The sequence below is a fragment of the Faecalibacterium sp. BIOML-A1 genome, assembly GCF_009679715.1.
Taxonomy (GTDB): Bacteria; Bacillota; Clostridia; order Oscillospirales; family Ruminococcaceae; genus Faecalibacterium; species Faecalibacterium taiwanense.
Genome location: NZ_WKZJ01000010.1, coordinates 133,914 through 152,061, shown reverse-complemented (window position 1 = coordinate 152,061; position 18,148 = coordinate 133,914). Strand labels below are relative to the sequence as shown.

The 18,148-nt window shown below is 56.9% G+C and carries 15 protein-coding genes, 2 tRNA genes and 2 rRNA genes; 17 read left to right on the top strand and 2 right to left on the bottom strand.

The window, feature by feature from the left end:
• Positions 1-95 precede the first annotated feature (95 nt).
• The 7 genes from GKG36_RS11415 to GKG36_RS11385 all read left to right on the top strand — a co-directional run bounded on the left by GKG36_RS11415 (position 96) and on the right by GKG36_RS11385 (position 6,147).
• Positions 96-171: transfer RNA gene (locus GKG36_RS11415), tRNA-Ala, on the top strand.
• A 3-nt stretch (positions 172-174) separates the two neighbouring features.
• Positions 175-251: transfer RNA gene (locus tag GKG36_RS11410), tRNA-Ile, on the top strand.
• A 205-nt stretch (positions 252-456) separates the two neighbouring features.
• Positions 457-3,291 (top strand): 23S ribosomal RNA (locus tag GKG36_RS11405).
• A gap of 127 nt (positions 3,292-3,418) precedes the next feature.
• A 5S ribosomal RNA gene (rrf, locus tag GKG36_RS11400) occupies positions 3,419-3,535 on the top strand.
• A 140-nt stretch (positions 3,536-3,675) separates the two neighbouring features.
• Entirely contained in the window at positions 3,676-4,539 is an 864-nt protein-coding gene (locus GKG36_RS11395) for a TraX family protein (protein WP_154260788.1), read from the top strand.
• Positions 4,540-4,543: 4 nt separating this feature from the next.
• Positions 4,544-5,224: a response regulator transcription factor gene (locus tag GKG36_RS11390; RefSeq protein ID WP_173012963.1), complete on the top strand. Its 681-nt coding sequence runs from the start codon at positions 4,544-4,546 to the stop codon at positions 5,222-5,224.
• A complete protein-coding gene (locus GKG36_RS11385) occupies positions 5,206-6,147 on the top strand; it encodes a histidine kinase dimerization/phospho-acceptor domain-containing protein (RefSeq protein ID WP_154260786.1) in 942 nt (313 codons plus the stop codon). The genes GKG36_RS11390 and GKG36_RS11385 overlap by 19 nt, the downstream gene beginning before the upstream one ends.
• 56 nt (positions 6,148-6,203) lie before the next feature.
• Here GKG36_RS11385 and murC read toward each other — a convergent pair whose 3' ends face one another.
• A complete protein-coding gene (gene murC / locus GKG36_RS11380) occupies positions 6,204-7,586 on the bottom strand; it encodes a UDP-N-acetylmuramate--L-alanine ligase (RefSeq protein ID WP_154260784.1) in 1,383 nt (460 codons plus the stop codon).
• A 329-nt stretch (positions 7,587-7,915) separates the two neighbouring features.
• Between murC and GKG36_RS11375 the strand changes: the two genes are divergently transcribed.
• A complete protein-coding gene (locus tag GKG36_RS11375; RefSeq protein WP_173012962.1) occupies positions 7,916-8,764 on the top strand; it encodes a DegV family protein in 849 nt (282 codons plus the stop codon).
• Between the two features lie 36 nt (positions 8,765-8,800).
• Here the strand turns inward: GKG36_RS11375 and coaBC are convergent, their stop codons facing one another.
• Positions 8,801-9,997, bottom strand: a complete 1,197-nt coding sequence (gene coaBC / locus GKG36_RS11370) for a bifunctional phosphopantothenoylcysteine decarboxylase/phosphopantothenate--cysteine ligase CoaBC (RefSeq protein WP_097774290.1) — start codon at positions 9,995-9,997, stop codon at positions 8,801-8,803.
• A gap of 338 nt (positions 9,998-10,335) precedes the next feature.
• On the opposite strand from coaBC, the gene GKG36_RS11365 reads away from it, so the two are divergent.
• The 9 genes from GKG36_RS11365 to GKG36_RS11325 all read left to right on the top strand — a co-directional run bounded on the left by GKG36_RS11365 (position 10,336) and on the right by GKG36_RS11325 (position 18,148).
• On the top strand, positions 10,336-11,232 hold the full coding sequence (locus GKG36_RS11365) for a type III pantothenate kinase (protein WP_154260782.1): 897 nt from the start codon (positions 10,336-10,338) through the stop codon (positions 11,230-11,232).
• Positions 11,233-11,260: 28 nt separating this feature from the next.
• Positions 11,261-12,241 (top strand): Gfo/Idh/MocA family oxidoreductase, encoded by a 981-nt coding sequence (locus GKG36_RS11360; protein ID WP_154260780.1) that lies wholly within the window; start codon positions 11,261-11,263, stop codon positions 12,239-12,241.
• A 142-nt stretch (positions 12,242-12,383) separates the two neighbouring features.
• A complete protein-coding gene (locus tag GKG36_RS11355) occupies positions 12,384-12,977 on the top strand; it encodes an ECF transporter S component (protein ID WP_005943857.1) in 594 nt (197 codons plus the stop codon).
• Between the two features lie 138 nt (positions 12,978-13,115).
• Positions 13,116-13,910, top strand: a complete 795-nt coding sequence (locus tag GKG36_RS11350) for an NAD(P)-dependent oxidoreductase (RefSeq protein ID WP_154260778.1) — start codon at positions 13,116-13,118, stop codon at positions 13,908-13,910.
• A complete protein-coding gene (locus tag GKG36_RS11345) occupies positions 13,907-14,500 on the top strand; it encodes a dipicolinate synthase subunit B (RefSeq protein WP_154260776.1) in 594 nt (197 codons plus the stop codon). The genes GKG36_RS11350 and GKG36_RS11345 overlap by 4 nt, the downstream gene beginning before the upstream one ends.
• Positions 14,501-14,597: 97 nt before the next feature.
• Positions 14,598-15,938, top strand: a complete 1,341-nt coding sequence (locus GKG36_RS11340; RefSeq protein WP_154260774.1) for a serine hydrolase — start codon at positions 14,598-14,600, stop codon at positions 15,936-15,938.
• A 71-nt stretch (positions 15,939-16,009) separates the two neighbouring features.
• The gene (rfbC, locus tag GKG36_RS11335) at positions 16,010-16,576 is read left to right on the top strand and encodes a dTDP-4-dehydrorhamnose 3,5-epimerase (RefSeq protein WP_044953950.1); all 567 of its coding nucleotides are present in this window, start codon (positions 16,010-16,012) and stop codon (positions 16,574-16,576) included.
• Positions 16,577-16,582: 6 nt separating this feature from the next.
• Complete coding sequence (locus tag GKG36_RS11330) at positions 16,583-17,392, top strand: ABC transporter permease (RefSeq protein ID WP_223388262.1); 810 nt, start codon at positions 16,583-16,585, stop codon at positions 17,390-17,392.
• Between the two features lie 12 nt (positions 17,393-17,404).
• Positions 17,405-18,148 (top strand): ABC transporter ATP-binding protein, encoded by a 744-nt coding sequence (locus GKG36_RS11325; RefSeq protein ID WP_005943870.1) that lies wholly within the window; start codon positions 17,405-17,407, stop codon positions 18,146-18,148.

Here is an 18,148-nt window from a genome sequence, read left to right as displayed (position 1 = left end):
ATCGAAGATGGAGATCTTTCGGACAGGTAACAAACGAGAAGAGTAGATATTGTTCGATTTTGAGGGCCCTGAAAAGGGAACTCAATTCCTAATGTGGGGGTTTAGCTCAGCTGGGAGAGCACCTGCTTTGCAAGCAGGGGGTCAAGGGTTCGATTCCCTTAATCTCCACCACATGGGCCAATAGCTCAGCTGGCTAGAGCACACGACTGATAATCGTGAGGTCGATGGTTCGAGTCCATTTTGGCCCACCATGTGATGTTTCTCAAAGTTCCGGGAGACCGGGCTTTGAGGAACATCACCAAGACGTACCTTGAAAACTGAATAATAACTGCGAAACAAAGATTATAGTAAGTTCTTTTTAAGAAATATTACAATTTCAAAAGGAAGGGTAACAATAATCTTCGTTGGCAAGAGAGAATCAAGAGGATACCAAATGTTCCAAGAGAACGTTTGAAAGGTCAAGCGAACAAGGGCGCAGGGCGAATGCCTTGGCACTGGGAGCCGATGAAAGACGTGATAAGCTGCGATAAGCTTCGGGGAGCTGCAAATAAGCATTGATCCGGAGATTTCTGAATGAGGAAACTCACCTGGGTTCATACTCAGGTACGTTATACTGAACTTCAAAATAGGTATATCGAGGGAACCGCCTGAACTGAAACATCTAAGTAGGGCGAGGAAGAGACATCAAACGAGATTCCGTAAGTAGTGGCGAGCGAACGCGGAAGAGGGCAAACCGAGAGTAGAAATACTTTCGGGGTACGGACTGCTTTTAGGACTTAATCTGTTAACCGAACGGCATGGGAAGGCCGGTCAGAGAGTGTGAGAACCACGTAGGTGAAAACGGAGAGAGCTGCGCAGGATCCAGAGTACGGCCAGACACGTGAAACCTGGTCGGAATACGGGGGGACCACCCTCCAACCCTAAATACTACCCAGTGACCGATAGCGTATAGTACTGTGAAGGAAAGGTGAAAAGCACCCCGGGAGGGGAGTGAAAAAGAACCTGAAACCCTGTGCCTACAAGCACCTAGAGCACGTCAAAGTGTGATAGGGTACTTTTTGTAGAACGGTCCGGCGAGCGATTGTATGCAGCAAGGTTAAGGACTTAAGGTCTGGAGCCGAAGCGAAAGCGAGTTTGAAAAGGGCGTTAAGTTGCATATAATGGGCCCGAAACCGGGTGACCTACCCATGGTCAGGTTGAAGTGGAAGTAAAATTCCATGGAGGACCGAACCGACCTCCGTTGAAAAGGCGGCGGATGAACTGTGGGTAGCGGAGAAATTCCAATCGAACCCGGAGATAGCTGGTTCTCCCCGAAATAGTTTTAGGACTAGCCTCAAGTTAGATACCTGGAGGTAAAGCACTGAATAGCCTAGCGGCCGAGAGGTTAGCGAAGCTTATCAAACTCAGAATGCCAGAGTATTGATGCTTGGGAGTCAGACAGTGTCAGATAAATGTCATTGTCAAAAGGGAAACAGCCCAGATCTACAGCTAAGGTCCCAAAGTCAGGTTAAGTGGAAAACGATGTGAAGATACGTAGACAACCAGGATGTTGGCTCAGAAGCAGCCACTCATTCAAAGAGTGCGTAATAGCTCACTGGTCGAGCGTCTTTGCGCGGAGAATTTAACGGGGCTAAACCTGACACCGAAGCTTAGGCAGCATGATTACATGCTGGGTAGGGGAGCGTTGTATACGCGGTGAAACAGTAGCGCAAGCGGCTGTGGAGTGTATAGAAGTGAGAATGCCGGAATGAGTAGCGCGAATGCAGTGAGAATCTGCATGGCCGAAAGCCTCAGGTTTCTGGAGGAAGGTTCGTCCGCTCCAGGTTAGTCGGGAGCTAAGGTGAGGCCTAACGGCGTAGCCGATGCACAGACGGTAGAGATTCCGTCACCACCAAAAGAGTTAAACACAGGGACACATATGAAGTCTCGGAGCCGGGTGTTGGTTCCGGTAGCGATCGAGGGAAGTTAGTACCGAAGTCCGGGATGGAAGATGGCGAGAAAAGCTGTGTGAATTTCTGCGGTGCCCGTACCGCAAACCGACACAGGTAGGTAGGAAGAAGATTCTAAGGCCAACGGGAGAAGGGTTGTTAAGGAACTCGGCAAATTGACCCCGTAACTTCGGGAGAAGGGGTGCTGCAGCAATGCAGCCGCAGAGAATCGGCCCAAGCAACTGTTTACCAAAAACACAGGTTTGTGCTAAATCGAAAGATGACGTATACGAGCTGACGCCTGCCCGGTGCTGGAAGGTTAAGAGGAGATGTGCAAGCATTGAATCGAAGCCCCAGTGAACGGCGGCCGTAACTATAACGGTCCTAAGGTAGCGAAATTCCTTGTCAGGTAAGTTCTGACCCGCATGAAAGGCGTAATGATTTGGGCACTGTCTCAACAGCCCGCCCGGCGAAATTGTAGTACCGGTGAAGATGCCGGTTACCCGCGACAAGACGGAAAGACCCCATGGAGCTTTACTGTAGCCTAATATTGGGTTTCGATGTTGCATGCACAGGATAGATGGGACACTAGGAAGCAGGTGCTTTGGCGCTTGTGGAGTGGCCGTTGGGATACCATCCTTGCGATATTGGAATTCTAACCTGCGCCTTTGAATCAAGGCGGGGGACATTGTTAGGTGGGCAGTTTGACTGGGGCGGTCGCCTCCTAAAGAGTAACGGAGGCGTTCAAAGGTTCGCTCAGCTTGAACGGAAATCAAGCAAAAGAGTGCAAACGCAGAAGCGAGCCTAACTGCGAGACTGACGGGTCGAGCAGTAACGAAAGTTGGAGTTAGTGATCCGGTGGTATGTGAGTGGAAATGCCATCGCTCAACGGATAAAAGTTACCCTGGGGATAACAGGCTGATCTCCCCCAAGAGTCCACATCGACGGGGAGGTTTGGCACCTCGATGTCGGCTCATCGCATCCTGGGGCTGTATTCGGTCCCAAGGGTTTGGCTGTTCGCCAATTAAAGCGGTACGCGAGCTGGGTTCAGAACGTCGTGAGACAGTTCGGTCCCTATCTGTCGTGGGCGCAGGATATTTGATGGGAGCTGTTCCTAGTACGAGAGGACCGGAGCGGACGTACCTCTGGCGCACCAGTTGTTCTGCCAAGAGCATAGCTGGGCAACTATGTACGGATCGGATAAACGCTGAAAGCATCTAAGCGTGAAGCCGACCCAAAGATAAGATATCCCATTGTTTCAAACAAGTAAGACCCCTTGAAGACTACAAGGTTGATAGGCACGATGTGTAAGTGGAGTGATCCATTCAGCAAGTGTGTACTAATAGGTCGAGGGCTTGACCACAATTCGCTTGAGACTCTGAGAGTCAACGAAAAAATGTAAGCAGTGATTATTCAGTTTTGAAGGCACGTCCTTCTAAGAAATACTGGACAAAGTACAACAAACATGTTATACTGGTTCAGTCAGATCGGTCGGTGTCGATGACGGTGAGGTTCCACCTGTTCCCATTCCGAACACAGAAGTTAAGCTCACTTGTGCCGAAGATAGTTCGCTGGAAACGGCGCGTGAAAATAGGTAGTCGCCGACTTGAACAGAAAGCTCTGAGATGAAAGTCTTAGGGCTTTTTTGTTTGCGTTTTGGGGCAAAAAATAGTATCATAAAGGCAGAAACTTATACTTTCTACAGATTTTCCTGTTACACTGAATGCACAAGGAAAGGAGAGCCTGTATGGAAAAATTGACGAAAAAAGGGCTGGACGGTACCCAGCTCAAGACCATTGCACTGGTGCTGATGGTACTGGATCACATTCATTATTTCTTCGAGTTCACCGGCTGCATCCCGACGGTGTTCAGTATGCTGGGGCGGCTCAGTGCGCCGCTGTTTCTGTTCTGCACGGTAGAGGGCTTTGCCCATACCCATGACCGCAGGCGGTATTTTATCCGCATCTGGGCTATCGGCGCAGCCATGGCGGCGCTGGAATTTTTTATGATTTACGCCAAGGCCTTCCGGCGCGGGGATGGCTTCTACCCGCAGAATGCTATTTTTCAGGATCTTGTGCTGCTGTGCATCGTCTGGCAGGGCATTGACTGGCTGCGGGAGAAAAAATTCGCAAAGGGCATTGGCGCCATTGCCGCCGTTTTGTGCTGGCCGTATGTGGTGGTAGTATTTCTGCTGCTCTTCCCCGGGGTACAGGAGATGCCCATTGCTTCAACGATCGTGGCCTTTGTCATTACAAGCCCGCTGCCCATGTGGACAACCATCACGGACGGCGGCTGGAGCTTTTTGCTGGGCGGTGTGCTGCTGTATGCCCTGCGGGGGCATCGCCGCGTACAGCTGACGGCATGGGCCGTGCTCATTTTCCTATGTGATTTTGTGCCGACCTTTGGGATGCTTTGCAGACAGGCGGATTTTGTGTGGACGCAGATGTTCACCGACTACTACGAGTGGTTCGGCGTAGCGGCGGTGCTGCTGATGCTGCTGTACAATGGGCAGCGTGGCAGCGGACATAAGCGGCTGTTTTACTGGTTCTACCCCGCCCATGTGTACCTGCTGTATGGAGCATCCTGCCTTGTTTATAACGTGTTGAGGTGATCTTGTGGCAAACATTCTGGCAGTGGATGACAATCTGGAGATCTGCAAGCTGATCTGCACCGCTCTGGAGCGGGACGGTCACCGGGTAGAAACGCGGCAGGCGGGCGGGGCGTTGACCGAACCGCTATGCCGCTGGGCAGACTGCATCCTGCTGGACGTGATGATGCCCAGAGAGGACGGCTTTGCGGTCTGTCGGCGCATCCGCAGCCTGACCGAAGCACCCATTCTGTTTCTGAGCGCCCGCACCGACGAGGCTGCTGTGCTGGAGGGGCTGGGTATCGGGGCAGATGACTTTTTATTGAAGCCCTTCCGGGTGGCAGAGCTGCGGGCGCGGGTGGCGGCACATCTGCGGCGGCAGAGCCGCACCCCGGCGCACCGGATGGTGCGCAGCGGCGTAGCCTTTGACCTGACCGCCCGGAGCGCGGCGGTGGAGGGGAAGGCGCTGCCCTTGACCCGCTCGGAGTATGCCATCTGCGAGTATCTGGCGCTGCACGCCGGGCAGACCTTTACCAAGGAACAAATTTACGAAGCAGTTTTTGGCATTGACGGCACTGCGAACGACACCGCCGTGACCCAGCACATCAAGAATATCCGGGCAAAGCTGCGGGCGGCGGGCGTGCCGGAGCCGGAAAAGCTGCTTAATACCGTATGGGGCGTGGGGTACCGATGGAAAAGCGAAGACTGATTTCTCTGCGCAGCGTGCTGCTGCAATATCTGGTGCGCACGGCGCTGGCCTGCCTGCTGGTCGCGGTGGGGTGGCTGCTGGTGCTGCTGTTGTGGATCCAGAACAGCGGGCTGTTCCTGCCCGCGAATCAGGCCGCGCAGGCCTGCCAGAAGGCCGCACAGGACGTTTTGCCAGGCATGACCGCCGAAACCTTTGACGAAACGCAGCTGGACTCCTTGTGCCGGTACGCCCTGTTTGCCGCGCCGGACAGCAGCGAGGTGCTGGCCACCAACATGGATGCCGGGCACTTGCAGCGGGCAATGGAGAACCAGCAGGGGAAAACCCGCTGGCATTTTGGCTACACACAGTATTATATGACGTCGAAATTGCAGGACGGAACGGTTTGCCTGCTGCAATTTGACTATGCCGTGCCCTACGCCGACCCTGCGCTGCGGGGCGTGCTGCCGGATATGCAGACCGTGCACTGCATTCTGGGCATTCTGCTGCTGATAGGGGCAGTGGTGTGGAGCACCCACAGGACAGGGCGCTTCCTGACCCGGGAGACCGAAAAGCTGACCGCCGCCGCGCAGGCGGTGGCGCGGAAGGATCTGGACAGCGCCGTGTTTTCCGGTGCGAAGGTGCGGGAGTACGAGAGCGCTTTGCAGGCATTGCAGACCATGGGCGATGAATTGACCGGCAGCCTGCAGAAGCAGTGGGACATGGAGCAGCGGCAGCGGGAGCAGATCATTCAGCTGTCCCACAAGCTGAAAACGCCGCTGACCATCATCGAGGGCAACGCGGAGCTGCTGGCGGAGGATGACCTGACTGAGGAACAGCGGGCGCAGGTGGAAGCGATTCTGCAGGGTGCAGAGCAGACCCGCACCTATCTGGGAAAGATCCGTGCCGAGGTGCAGACCCCTTTGAAGTATCGACAGAGAAAATGAAAACAGCCCGGTGCGAAACCCTTTCGCACCGGGCTGTCTGCTGTGATAAGCGAAAATTACGGCTGCTCAGCCACCATCATCTTGCTGGCCTTGTAGATGTCGCCGCAGCCGAGGGTGATGACCAGATCGCCCTCCCGGGCGTTCTGCTTGACCCACTCGGCGGCCTCCTCCAGACTGTTCACCAGAACAGAGCCGGGGATCTGAGCGGCCAGTTTTGCACTGGTAATGGTGGGATCGTTGGGCTCACGGCTGCCCATGATGGGAGTGAGCACCGTGATGTCGGGGATCTTGAGCACATCCACAAAGTCGTTGAACAGCAGCTTGGTGCGGCTGTATGTAAACGGCTGGTGGACGGCGATCAGACGCTTGTAGCCCATCTCCTTGGCCGTGGTCAGGGTAGCGCGCAGCTCGGTGGGGTGATGGGCATAATCGTCCACGACCAAAGCACCGTTACACTCGCCGTAGACCTCAAAGCGGCGGCCGGCACCCTTGAAGTTCAGGGCTGCATCGGCGCACTGCTCCACGGTCAGACCGACGAAGCGGCAGACGGCGCACATGGCAAGCGCATTGTAAATGTTGTGGTAGCCGGGCACAGCCAGACGGATATGGCCGGTGACCTTGTTCCACTCCTTCAGGTCGAACTCAAAGAAGCCGGGTTTGTATTCGTTCACGTTCAATGCCTGATAATCGCCGTCGTTCTGGATGCCAAAGGTGCGCACGCGGCGGTCCAGCGTGTACATGACATCCATGGTGTTCTTGTCGTCCGCATTGGCAAAGATCATGAACTTGGTCATCAGGGCAAAGCGCTTGAAGGCGAACTTCAGCTCGCCCATGCTGCCGTAGTAATCCAGATGGTCGTTGTCGATGTTCAGCACAACGGACAGGTACGGGGTCAGTTTCAGGAAGGTCTCGGCAAATTCACAGGACTCAATTACGATATCGTCGCCCTTGCCAGCCTTGCCGTAGCCATTGATCAGCGGAAGCTTGCCGCCGATGACGGCAGACGGGTCGCGGCCTGCCAACTCCAGCGCAGTGGTAATCATGGAAGTGGTGGTGGTTTTGCCATGGGTGCCGGAGACGCAGATGCTCTGCTTGTACAGGCGGCTCACATAACCCAGCAGAACGCTGCGCTCGATGGTGGGGATGCCGTAGGAGGCAGCGGCATTCAGTTCCACGTTATCTTTGGAAATGGCGGCAGAGTAGACCACCATGTCGGTGCCGATCACATTATCGGCGCTGTGACCCAGGCTGACCTTGACACCCATCTCACGCTCGTAGCGGATGATGCTGCCATCCAGCACATCGCTGCCGGAAATCTCGTAGCCTTTTGCGGCAAGGATCTGGATGAGCGGATACATGCCGCTGCCGCCGCAGCCGATGAAGTGGATCTTTTTTACATTGTCCAGCAGGTGCTGGTTGTAATCGGTGTACATGAACATATAAGGCAACCTCCAAATAAATAACGGCCGCAGAGCAGACCGATTCAATCCATTCTATTAGGATACATCTTATTATATAATTTTTGGCGGACAAAATAAACAGGTAAACCCGAATTTTCGGAAAGAACCATAAATCCAATTCGGAATTTGTGATAAGTGTACAAGAAAACCGAAACCGGGAACTTCTTCATAAAAGATTTACATTTGCCTTTACAAAATACTTAACAACTTTGAATCATCTGTGGTAAAATAGAAAAGGACAATTTTTTAAGGGATCGTCGGTGCGGCCGACAGAGGATGCAGAACGGTTTTATAAAAGGAGAAATAATGTGAGAATCAAGATCACAGCGGACAGCACCTGCGACCTGTCCGAAGAGCTTTTGGCACAGTGGGACATTGCCCTGATGCCCATGCACATTCTGATGGGCGAGGATAGCTATCTGGACGGCGTAACGATCCACCCGGAAGATGTGTTTGCCTATGTGAATGCGGGCGGCAAAATGCCCAAATCCGCCGCCGCAAATCTGGTGGAATATACCGAATTTTTTGAGCCGTTTGCCAAAGAGTGCGATGCGGTGATCCATATTTCGGTCAGCAGCAAGCTTTCGTCCTGCTTCCAGAATGCGAAGCTGGCGGCAGGCGAATTCGAGAATGTCTATGTGGTGGACAGCCAGAATATCTGTACCGGGCAGGGCTATCTGGTGCTGAAAGCGGCCAAGTGGGCTGCAGATGGCCTGCCCCCTCGCAACATTACGATGCGGCTGCAGAGCCTTGCCAAACGGGTAGAGCTGAGCTTTGTACTGGACCGGCTGGACTTTATGGCCAAGAGCGGCCGCTGCTCCGGTGTGCTGGCCTTCGGGGCAAACCTGCTGGGCATCAAGCCCGCACTGGAAGTGATCGACGGCGAACTGAAGGTAGTCAAAAAATACCGCGGCAGCCTGCCCATCTGCGTGGGCAAGTACATCACCGACCGTCTGGTGGAACGCGACGACATCGAGGACAGCCTTGTGTTCATCTCCTCCTGCCAGCCGAAGCCCGGCTGCATGGACGCAGTGAAGGCGGGGCTGAAGAAATACGGCAGCTTCAAGGAATGCCACGAGACAGACATCGGCACCACCATCGGCGGCTATTCCGGCCCGGGTACCATTGGCATCGTGTTTGCGCGGAAGGAAAAATAAAAAAGTGGCTGTTGCACATGCGACAGCCACTTTTTCTCACTGGGAGCGGCGTTTTAAAATTTCATCCAGAATGGCATCGGCCACATCGGCCTTGCTCATCAGCGGCAGCTCACGGGTGCCGTCCGGGGTAATGAGGGTGACTACATTGGTGTCCACACCAAAACCGGCACCGGCCACTTTCAGGTTGTTGGCAACCACCATGTCCAGATTCTTTTTGGTCAGCTTTGCAGAGGAGTTTTCCACAAGATCGCGGGTCTCCATGGAAAAACCGCACAGGAACTGGTGGGTCTTTTTGGGGCCGATGGTGCCCAGAATATCCGGCGTGCGTTCCAGAGGGATGGACATGTCGCCGTCCTTTTTTTTGATCTTGTCGTTTGCCACGGCAGCGGGGCGGTAGTCGGCCACGGCAGCGGCCATAATGAGCACATCCGTAGCATCAAAGCGGCTGGTGACGGCTTCGTACATCTGCTGAGCAGTGGTCACGGGCACATCGGTGGTAAACTTGACCGGCTGCAGGGCAGTCTCGCCGTGGATAAGGGTGACATCCGCGCCGCGCATGGCGGCGGCACGGGCAAGGGCATAGCCCATCTTGCCGGTGGAATGGTTGGTGAGGTAGCGCACCGGGTCCAGCGGCTCCTGCGTGGGGCCGGCGGTGACGGCAATGCGCAGACCGGCAAGATCTTTGGGCCGGGCAATGGCATGCAGGATATACTCGATCAGCACATCTTCCTTAGGCAGACGGCCGCTGCCAACATCCTTGCAGGCCAGCACGCCGCTCTCGGAGGGGATCACCGTGAAGCCGTAGCGTTCCAGCGTGGCGATATTATCCTGCGTGATGGGGTTCTCCAGCATTCCGGTATTCATGGCCGGAGAAACGAGCTTGGGGCACTTTGCAGCCAACACTGTGGTGGTGAGCATATCATCGGCGATGCCGTGGGCCATCTTGGCGATGACGTTGGCAGTGGCCGGGGCGACAAGGATCACATCGGCTTTTTTTGCCAGCGAGATGTGGGTGACTTCAAACTTGAAATCCCGGTCAAAGGTATCCACCATGCACTTGTGGCCGGTAAGCGTTTCAAATGTAACAGGGGTGATGAACTGGGTCGCATTTTTGGTCATGATGACCTCCACATCGGCTCCCAGCTTGCGCAGTGCGCTGGCCACGTTGGCCATTTTATAGGCGGCAATGCCGCCGCTTACGCCCAGAAGGACGCATTTTCCGTTCAGATCCATTGGTAAAACCTCCTGCAAAAACGTACTGTTTCCACATTTCTTACCTTAGTATAATGCAAAAGTTCCGCCAGCACAACAAAATCTTTGTACAGGCTTGTAACTGGGGACAAAATGCGGTAAAATACAGCTTGACAAAGAATAGATGAACAACCCGTTAGGGTCGGTGTGCCGGCAGCTTTCTCTTCGGACACGAGTCGGGCCATTCCATCGCCCGCCCTATTGCCTGACGGCAACAGGGTCCCACCCCAGCGGACGGTCCTCAGAGAAACTACCGGCCCGCCGTCTGGATAAGATGCCGGCCTGCCGTTACTCAAACCTTTAAAAAGGAAAACAGAATTATGATCTTAGCCATTGATATAGGCAACACCACCGTCGCCCTTGGGGGCATTCGGGACGGACGTGTATGCTTTGTGGCGCGCATGGACACGGTGCGCACCCGCACGGCTGCAGAATATCGTGTCGAAATGGATAAAATTTTTGCGCACCGCCGCCATCCTGAGCGCCCCATGCGCTTTGAGGGCGCTGTGCTCACCAGCGTGGTGCCCCAGATCACCGGGGCACTGGCTGAGTGCGCCCGCCATTATACGGGCAGGAAGCCGGTCATCGTTTCGCCGGAGATCCGAACCGGACTGACCATGGGCGTGGATGAACCCCACGCCGTGGGCAAGGATCGCCTTGTGGATGCGGCTTATGCGGCGGCAAATTTTCCGCTGCCGGTGGTCACGGTGGACCTTGGCACTGCCACGACCTTTAATGTGGTGGACGAGAACCGCGTGTTCCGGGGCGGTGTCATCTGCCCGGGGCTTTCCACCGGGCTGCGGGCACTGGGCGACCGCTGTGCCCAGCTGCCGCAGGTGCATCTTGGCTCGCCCAAAAGCGCCATTGGCACCAACACCGAAAAATGCATGCTGTCCGGCTCCGTGATGGGCACGGCTGTGCTCATTGACGGCATGGTGCAGCGCATTGAGGAAGAGCTTGGCCGTCCGGCCACTCTGGTGGTAACAGGAGGGCTGGCAAAGTATGTGACACCGCTGTGCCGCCACCCGCTGACCTACGACCCGGAGCTGCTGATGAAGGGACTTGCCCTTTTGTACCAGCTCAATGCGTCCCAGCCGCAGCACCACGGTGCGGGCGGCGGCAGGCACTATGGCCGACAGAACCAGCACGGCCATGCAAAACAGCGCACCTACCCCAAAAAGCGCACCCGCCGCGAGCCGGAAGCGCTGGTAGGCTGACCAACGACAGGATGGGGAGAAAAATCAGATGAAATTAGGCATTCTTGGCACGGGCAAGATCGTGCGGGAATTTTTGCCATGGCTTGCAGAGCACACGCCTTTTACGGTGCAGGCCATCTGCAGCACCGAGCGCAGCGCCGAGCTGGCTCGGAGCCTTTGCGGCCAGTACGGCGTGCCGCAGCACACCACCAATTTTCTGGAACTGCTGCAGTGGGTGGATGTGGTGTACATTGCAGTGCCGAACCTGCAGCATGTGCGCTATGCCCGCGTGGCGCTGGAAGCAGGCAAACATGTTATTGTGGAAAAGCCGCTGGCACCCACGGCGGCCCAGACTGAAGAACTGGTAAATCTGGCACGGCACAAAAAGGTGTTCCTGTTTGAAGCCATCACCACCCAGTACCTTGAAAACTACGCAAAGATCCGGGAGCTGCTGCCCCGCATTGGCACCGTGAAGCTGGTACAGTGCAATTTCAGCCAGTATTCCAGCCGGTACGATGCCTTCTGTGCAGGCGATGTACAGCCTGCCTTTGACCCGGCCTGTGCCGGCGGTGCCCTGATGGATCTTGGCGTATATAATGTAAGCTACATCGTGGGCCTGTTCGGGGAGCCGAATCAGGCCAAATATACCGCCAACATAGAGCGCGGCATCGACACCAGCGGCATCCTGACCATGGATTACAGCGGCTTCAAGGCCGTGAGCATCGCCGCCAAGGACTGCGCGGCCCCGGCCCGGTACATCATTCAGGGCACGAAGGGCTATATCCTGCAGAAGTCCACCGCCAACTGCTGCGGCGGCATCACCTTCCACCCCAACGAGGGCAAGGAAGAGCACTATAACCTGAATGGCGGCAGGCCCCGGCAGGCGGCAGAGTTTGAAGCCTTTGCCCGTGCGCTGGAGAGCGGAGATCAGGAGCTGTGCGGCCGGATGCAGGATACCACCATCGCGGTGAGCCGTGTGCTCACGGTGGCCCGCCGCAATGCGGGCATCCGCTTCCCGTGCGACCACTGAAAAAGCCTTTCCCATTGGAACACGCCCTGACAAAAACGCGCTCCAAATTGTTTGAATATTTACTTTAAAACCCGCATAGAGCGGGCAGGTTTGCGCCGTATCCGACGTATAGGGCGGAACGGCAGCAGGAGGAAAACTGAATATGAAAAATACAAAAACTCTTACCCGTGTGGCGCTGCTGGTTGCCATTGAGCTGGTCATGAAGATGGTGGGTCTGGGCAGTGTGCCTGTGGGCCCGCTGTACATGAGCTTCCTGACCCTTCCCATTGCAGTGGGTGCCATCACCATGGGCCCCGCTGTGGGCGCACTGCTGGGCGGTGTGTTCGGCGCAGTGAGCTTCTACGATGCCATCACCGGTGCTTCCGCTATGACGGGTGCGCTGTTTCAGGTAAGCCCTGTGAACACCTTTATCCTGTGCGTGGGTATGCGCGTGTTGATGGGCCTGTGCTGCGGCCTGATCTTCAGCGGCCTGAAGCGCTTTGACAAGCCCGGCACCTGGAGCTACATCCTCAGCGCCATGAGCGCACCCTTCCTGAACACGGTGTTCTTCATGGGCTGGATCGTGCTGGCCTTCTACGGCTGTGACTACGTGCAGAACCTCGTGTCCGTCAAGGGTGCTGCGAACCCCTTCATGTTCGTGGTGCTGCTGGTCGGCGTGCAGGGCGTGGCCGAGTTCCTTGTCTCCGGCATTCTGGGCGGCATCGTAGCCCGTGCTGTGGCAAAGTTCGTAAAATAAAAGATGTGCCGGGATGTCAGGGCGGCGCATTCTATAATCGTGATAAAAAACTCCTCCGGCGAAAGCTGGAGGAGTTTTTTCACAACAAATATTTCTCCTGCATAGGATGGCCCACGAGCAGGCAAAGGGGGATGCGGCATGGAAGCGAAAAAGCTGTTTGTGGTGGTGGGCACCGATGCCCGGCAGGCGGCGGCAGGCCGGGTGCTGGAACGGGCAGGTTATGCGGTGGGCGGAGCCGAACAGGTTGCACTGGCAGATTATATCCTGCTGCCTCTGCCGCTGGATGCGGCCCGCACCCCGCTGGCAGAGCTGCTGCGGGCCGCAAAGCCCGGTGCGGTGGCACTGGGCGGTAGGCTCTCAGTTCAGGCAAAGGCCATCGCACAGAAAGCTGGCGTGGAGCTGGTGGATTACTTTGCCCGACCGGAGCTGACGGTGTACAATGCCATCCCTACGGCGGAGGGCTGCATTGGCATCCTGCTGGCCGAGCGCACCCGTACCCTGTGGGGCACAAACCTTTTGCTGCTGGGCTTTGGCCCGGTGGGACAGGCGCTGGGGGCGCGGCTGGCGGCACTGGGGGCAAATGTGACTGTCTGTGCCCGGCGCGCCGAGCAGCGTGCGCTGGCCGAGAGCCTTGGTCTGCGGGGTGCAGAGCTTGCCCGGCTGGCCGCGCTGGCTCCGGCCTTTGATACGGTGGTGAACACCATCCCGGCCCCGGTGCTGACCGAGCCGGTGCTGGCGGCTCTGCGGCCCGGCAGCCTGATCGTAGATCTGGCATCAAAGCCCGGCGGCACCGACTTTGCTGCGGCGCAGCGGCTGGGCTGCAAGGCCATCCATGCGCTCAGCCTGCCCGCCGCCTGTGCGCCGGACACGGCTGGGGAAGCGGTGGCACGCACCGTGCTGACCATTTTGCGGGAGCGGGAGGAACACACATGAGCACGCAGAAAAAAGGACGCATTGCATTTGCGGTGTGCGGCAGCTTCTGCACACTGGAAGCGGCGCTTGCGGCAGCGCAGCAGCTGACAGAACAGGGCTGGGAGCTGCTGCCCATCATGAGCTTTGCCGCAAAGCAGGATACCCGCTTTGGCACCGGGCAGTTCTGGCAGGAACGGCTGGAAGCCCTTACCAGCCATGCAGTGTTGGACACGTTGCAGGCCGTGGAGCCGCTTGGCCCTAAAAAGCTGGCCAGTGCACTGGTGATCGCGCCCTGCACCGGGGCCACGCTGGCAAGGCTGGCGGCGGGGCTTTCCGATACGCCGGTGACGCTGGCGGCAAAAAGCCTTTTGCGGGTGGGGTGCCCGGTTCTGGTGGGCATTTCCACAAACGACGGGCTGGGCGCATCGGGGGAGAACATGGCCCGGCTCTACCAGCGCAAGCACTACTATTTTGTGCCCTACGGGCAGGATGACCACACCCACAAGCCCAACAGCCTGAAAGCGGACTTTGCCCGTCTGCCCGCTGCACTGGACGCTGCGCTGGCCGGGCGGCAGCTGCAGCCGGTGCTTCTGGGAAATCACGACGCGTGAATGTCTTTTCAGCCGGGGCAAAGTGTGGTATACTATTATCTGATGCTTTGCCGGTGCGGTACGGCCGGGCAGAATAAGCTTCGATGGAGAAAACCAGATGAAAAAACTGACCGCAGCGCTGTGTGCTGTGCTGCTTGTGTTCTGTATGTTTGTGCCGGGGGCAGCGGCGGCTGGCCCTGCCCTTGGTGCCACCCGCGCTTACTGCATCATCGATGCAGACACCGGCCTTGTGCTGGCACAGCAGAATATGAACGAAGAGCTGCACCCGGCATCCATCACCAAGGTGATGACGCTGGGCCTTGCCTGCGAAAAGGCGCAGGGAAACTGGGATGATATAAAGCTCACCGTGACTCACGAGGATGTTTACTCGCTGGCGGGCACCGATTCCAGTCACATTGCCCTGCGCGAGGGCGAAGAAGTGCCCCTGACCGATGCGCTGTACGCCACCCAGATGGCCAGCGCCAACGACGGCGCGAACCTGCTGGCCGAATATGTGGGAGAGGGCACCATCGCGGACGGCGTGGCAAAGATGAATGCGCGGGTAGAAGAGCTGGGCCTTGCGCACACCCACTTTGCAAACCCTCACGGCATCAGCGACGAGGACCACTACACCAGCTGCTACGATATGGCGCAGATCCTGCGCTGGGCACTGGAGCAGCCGGGCTTTGAGCAGGTGTTCACCCGCAATGAGATGTACACCATGGACCCCACCAACATCCAGCCCGTGACCCGCTACTTTTCCCAGCAGGACAAAATGCGCATCGGCTCCAGCCGGTACTACATCTCGTCCATTCTGGGTTCCAAGCTCGGCTATACCAACACGGCCCGCTACAGCTACGCCTGTCTGGCGGAGCAGAACGGCGTCCGGCTCATCTGCGTGACCATGCAGAGCGAGATGAGCACCGATAAATACAACGATATGCGCACCCTGCTGGACTACGCCTTCAGCACCTTTACCGGCTACACCGACCTGCCCGCGCAGGGCATCACAGCACCGCTGAGCGTGGTGGGCGGCGGCGGGAGCCTTGGCACCGTGACCGTCTCCGACCCCGGCGTGCGGCTGCTGCTGGCCAACGGCCTGACTGCCGACGATGTGGAGGTGACGCTGGAACTGCCGGAAAGCTATGTCCTTGGCTCCGACCCGGAGGTGTACGCTGTGTACACCGTCCACGGCGGCGAAAAGCAGGAGAGCACCAGCGTGCGTGTGGATGCGGAAATTTCCGGCCTGCCTGAACTGCTGGAGAACAGCACCGGTCAGGAGTTGGAAGCGGCCAAGGCGGTAAAGCCCCAAAGCCATGCATTCTGGCTGCTGGGCATCTCGCTGGGGTCCACCGCAGCGGCAGCGCTGGTGACTTTTCTGGTGGTGCGGTTCATCACTTGGCGGAAGAAACGCCGCAGAACGCGCACGGAACAGGGACAGACCCGCCGCAGCAAATAAGCGCAAAAGCCTGTGTCGAACAGACTTTTCCAGATAAAACAAACATGCTTCACAAAAGAGAGGTACAAAATATGGGCAAGTTTACGTTTACTCAGACCGAGATCCCCGGTGTTGTGGTCATTGAGCCGCAGGTGTTCGGCGACGACCGCGGCTATTTTATGGAGACCTATCAGAAGGATCAGTTTGCCGAAGCCGGCATCGATAAGGAATTCGTGCAGGACAACCAGAGCCGCTCCACCCGCGGCGTGCTGCGCGGCCTGCACTTCCAGAAGAACCACACGCAGGGCAAGCTGGTGCGCGTGACCAAGGGCGAGGTGTTCGATGTGGCCGTGGACTGCCGCCCCCACAGCGCCACCTTCGGTAAGTGGGTGGGCGTGACCCTTTCCGAGGAGAACAAGAAGATGTTCTACATCCCGGAGGGCTTTGCACACGGTTTTCTGGTGCTGAGCGATGTGGCAGAGTTCTGCTACAAGTGCACCGATGTGTATGACCCCACCAGCGAGGGCGGCATCCCCTACGATGACCCCACCGTGAACGTGCAGTGGCCGGACTGCGGCTGCGAGCACAAGACCAGCGCAAAGGACAAGCTGCACGAGCCCTTTGCTGCACAGAAGTTTGAATATTTTGAAAAGTGGTGATCGCCTGTGGCAAAATTCAAAGCAATGTGGAACGGCTTCTGGTGCTACCGCTATCTGCTGTGGAACCTCGTCAGCCGTGACTTCAAGCTCAAATACCGCCGCAGCGTGCTGGGCGTGGTGTGGAGCGTTCTGAACCCGCTGCTCATGTGCCTTGTGTACTGGGCCGTGTTCAGCAGTCTGATGGACATGCGCGGCAGCGGCATCGACAACTTTGCCGTGTTCCTGATGTGCGGCCAGCTGCTGTTCAACTTCTTCAACGAGGCCACCTCCACCGGCATGAGCAGTGTGCTGGGCGCTGCGCCCCTGCTCAAAAAGGTGTATATCCCCAAGTATATCTTCCCGCTGGAAAAGTGCTGCTTTGCCATGGTGAACTGCGTGTTCAGCTTTGTGGCACTGCTGCTGGTGATGATCTTCACCGGTGCACCCTTCCACCTGACCCTCATCGAGGCGGTCTACCCGCTGGTGACGCTGTTCTTCTTCAGTCTGGGCGTGGGCCTGCTTCTGGCAGCGGCTACCGTGTTCTTCCGGGATATCATGCACATCTGGAGCGTGTTCATCACCGCATTGCTGTATTTTTCCGCCATCTTCTACGACCCCACCCAGATGACCTTTTCCATTGGCGGGTTCAACATGCAGCAGATCATCAAGCTGAATCCCATGTACTGGTACATCACAGGCTTCCGCCGTACCGTAATGTGGGGCATCCCGCTGGATTTCAACATGTTCGCGGTGTGCGGCTGCTGCGCCGTGCTTTCCATGCTGGTGGGCGTGTGGGTATTCCGCAAAACGCAGGACCGCTTTGTGCTGCATATTTAAGGAGGAAGAACAATGGAACCGATCATCAAAGTGGACAATGTTTCCATGTGCTTCAACCTCTCCAAGGAAAAGCATGAGAGTCTGAAAGAGTATTTTCTGGCCATGGTGCAGGGCCGCCTGCAGTACGATGAATTTTACGCCCTCAAGGACGTGAGTCTGGACATCATGCCCGGTGATTTCTACGGCCTTGTGGGTCTGAACGGCTCGGGCAAGTCCACCCTGCTCAAGACCATTGCGGGCGTGTACAAGCCCAGCAAGGGCAAGGTGACGGTCCGCGGCTCCATCGCCCCGCTCATCGAGCTGGGCGCGGGCTTTGATATGGACCTGACTGCCCGCGAGAACATCTATCTGAACGGCACGGTGCTGGGCTTCTCGCCCAAGTATCTGGACGAAAAGTTTGACGAGATCGTGGAGTTCAGCGAGCTGCAGAACTTTCTGGATGTGCCGCTCAAGAACTACTCCTCCGGCATGGTGGCCCGCATCGGCTTTGCCATTGCCACCATCACCAAGCCCGATATCCTCATTGCGGACGAGGTGCTTTCGGTGGGCGATTTCCTGTTCCAGCAGAAGTGCGAAAAGCGGATGCAGGAGCTGATGGCGGGCGGCACCACGGTCATTCTGGTGTCTCACTCCATTGAGCAGATCGAGCGCATGTGCAGCAAGGTGGCATGGCTGAGCCACGGCCACCTGAAAATGAATGGCGATACGGCAACGGTCTGCGCGGCCTACAAGGCAACGCAGCGCGGCGAGGCCTGA

What these genes read in the sequence shown, in the direction of transcription:
- murC (WP_154260784.1), bottom strand. Translation starts at nt 7,586, where the DNA reads ATGTTCATGTACACCGATTACAACCAGCACCTGCTGGACAATGTAAAA.
- GKG36_RS11395 (WP_154260788.1), top strand. Translation starts at nt 3,676, where the DNA reads ATGGAAAAATTGACGAAAAAAGGGCTGGACGGTACCCAGCTCAAGACC.
- GKG36_RS11340 (WP_154260774.1), top strand. Translation starts at nt 14,598, where the DNA reads ATGAAAAAACTGACCGCAGCGCTGTGTGCTGTGCTGCTTGTGTTCTGT.
- GKG36_RS11345 (WP_154260776.1), top strand. Translation starts at nt 13,907, where the DNA reads ATGAGCACGCAGAAAAAAGGACGCATTGCATTTGCGGTGTGCGGCAGC.
- GKG36_RS11325 (WP_005943870.1), top strand. Translation starts at nt 17,405, where the DNA reads ATGGAACCGATCATCAAAGTGGACAATGTTTCCATGTGCTTCAACCTC.
- rfbC (WP_044953950.1), top strand. Translation starts at nt 16,010, where the DNA reads ATGGGCAAGTTTACGTTTACTCAGACCGAGATCCCCGGTGTTGTGGTC.
- GKG36_RS11385 (WP_154260786.1), top strand. Translation starts at nt 5,206, where the DNA reads ATGGAAAAGCGAAGACTGATTTCTCTGCGCAGCGTGCTGCTGCAATAT.
- GKG36_RS11350 (WP_154260778.1), top strand. Translation starts at nt 13,116, where the DNA reads ATGGAAGCGAAAAAGCTGTTTGTGGTGGTGGGCACCGATGCCCGGCAG.
- GKG36_RS11365 (WP_154260782.1), top strand. Translation starts at nt 10,336, where the DNA reads ATGATCTTAGCCATTGATATAGGCAACACCACCGTCGCCCTTGGGGGC.
- coaBC (WP_097774290.1), bottom strand. Translation starts at nt 9,997, where the DNA reads ATGGATCTGAACGGAAAATGCGTCCTTCTGGGCGTAAGCGGCGGCATT.
- GKG36_RS11360 (WP_154260780.1), top strand. Translation starts at nt 11,261, where the DNA reads ATGAAATTAGGCATTCTTGGCACGGGCAAGATCGTGCGGGAATTTTTG.
- GKG36_RS11355 (WP_005943857.1), top strand. Translation starts at nt 12,384, where the DNA reads ATGAAAAATACAAAAACTCTTACCCGTGTGGCGCTGCTGGTTGCCATT.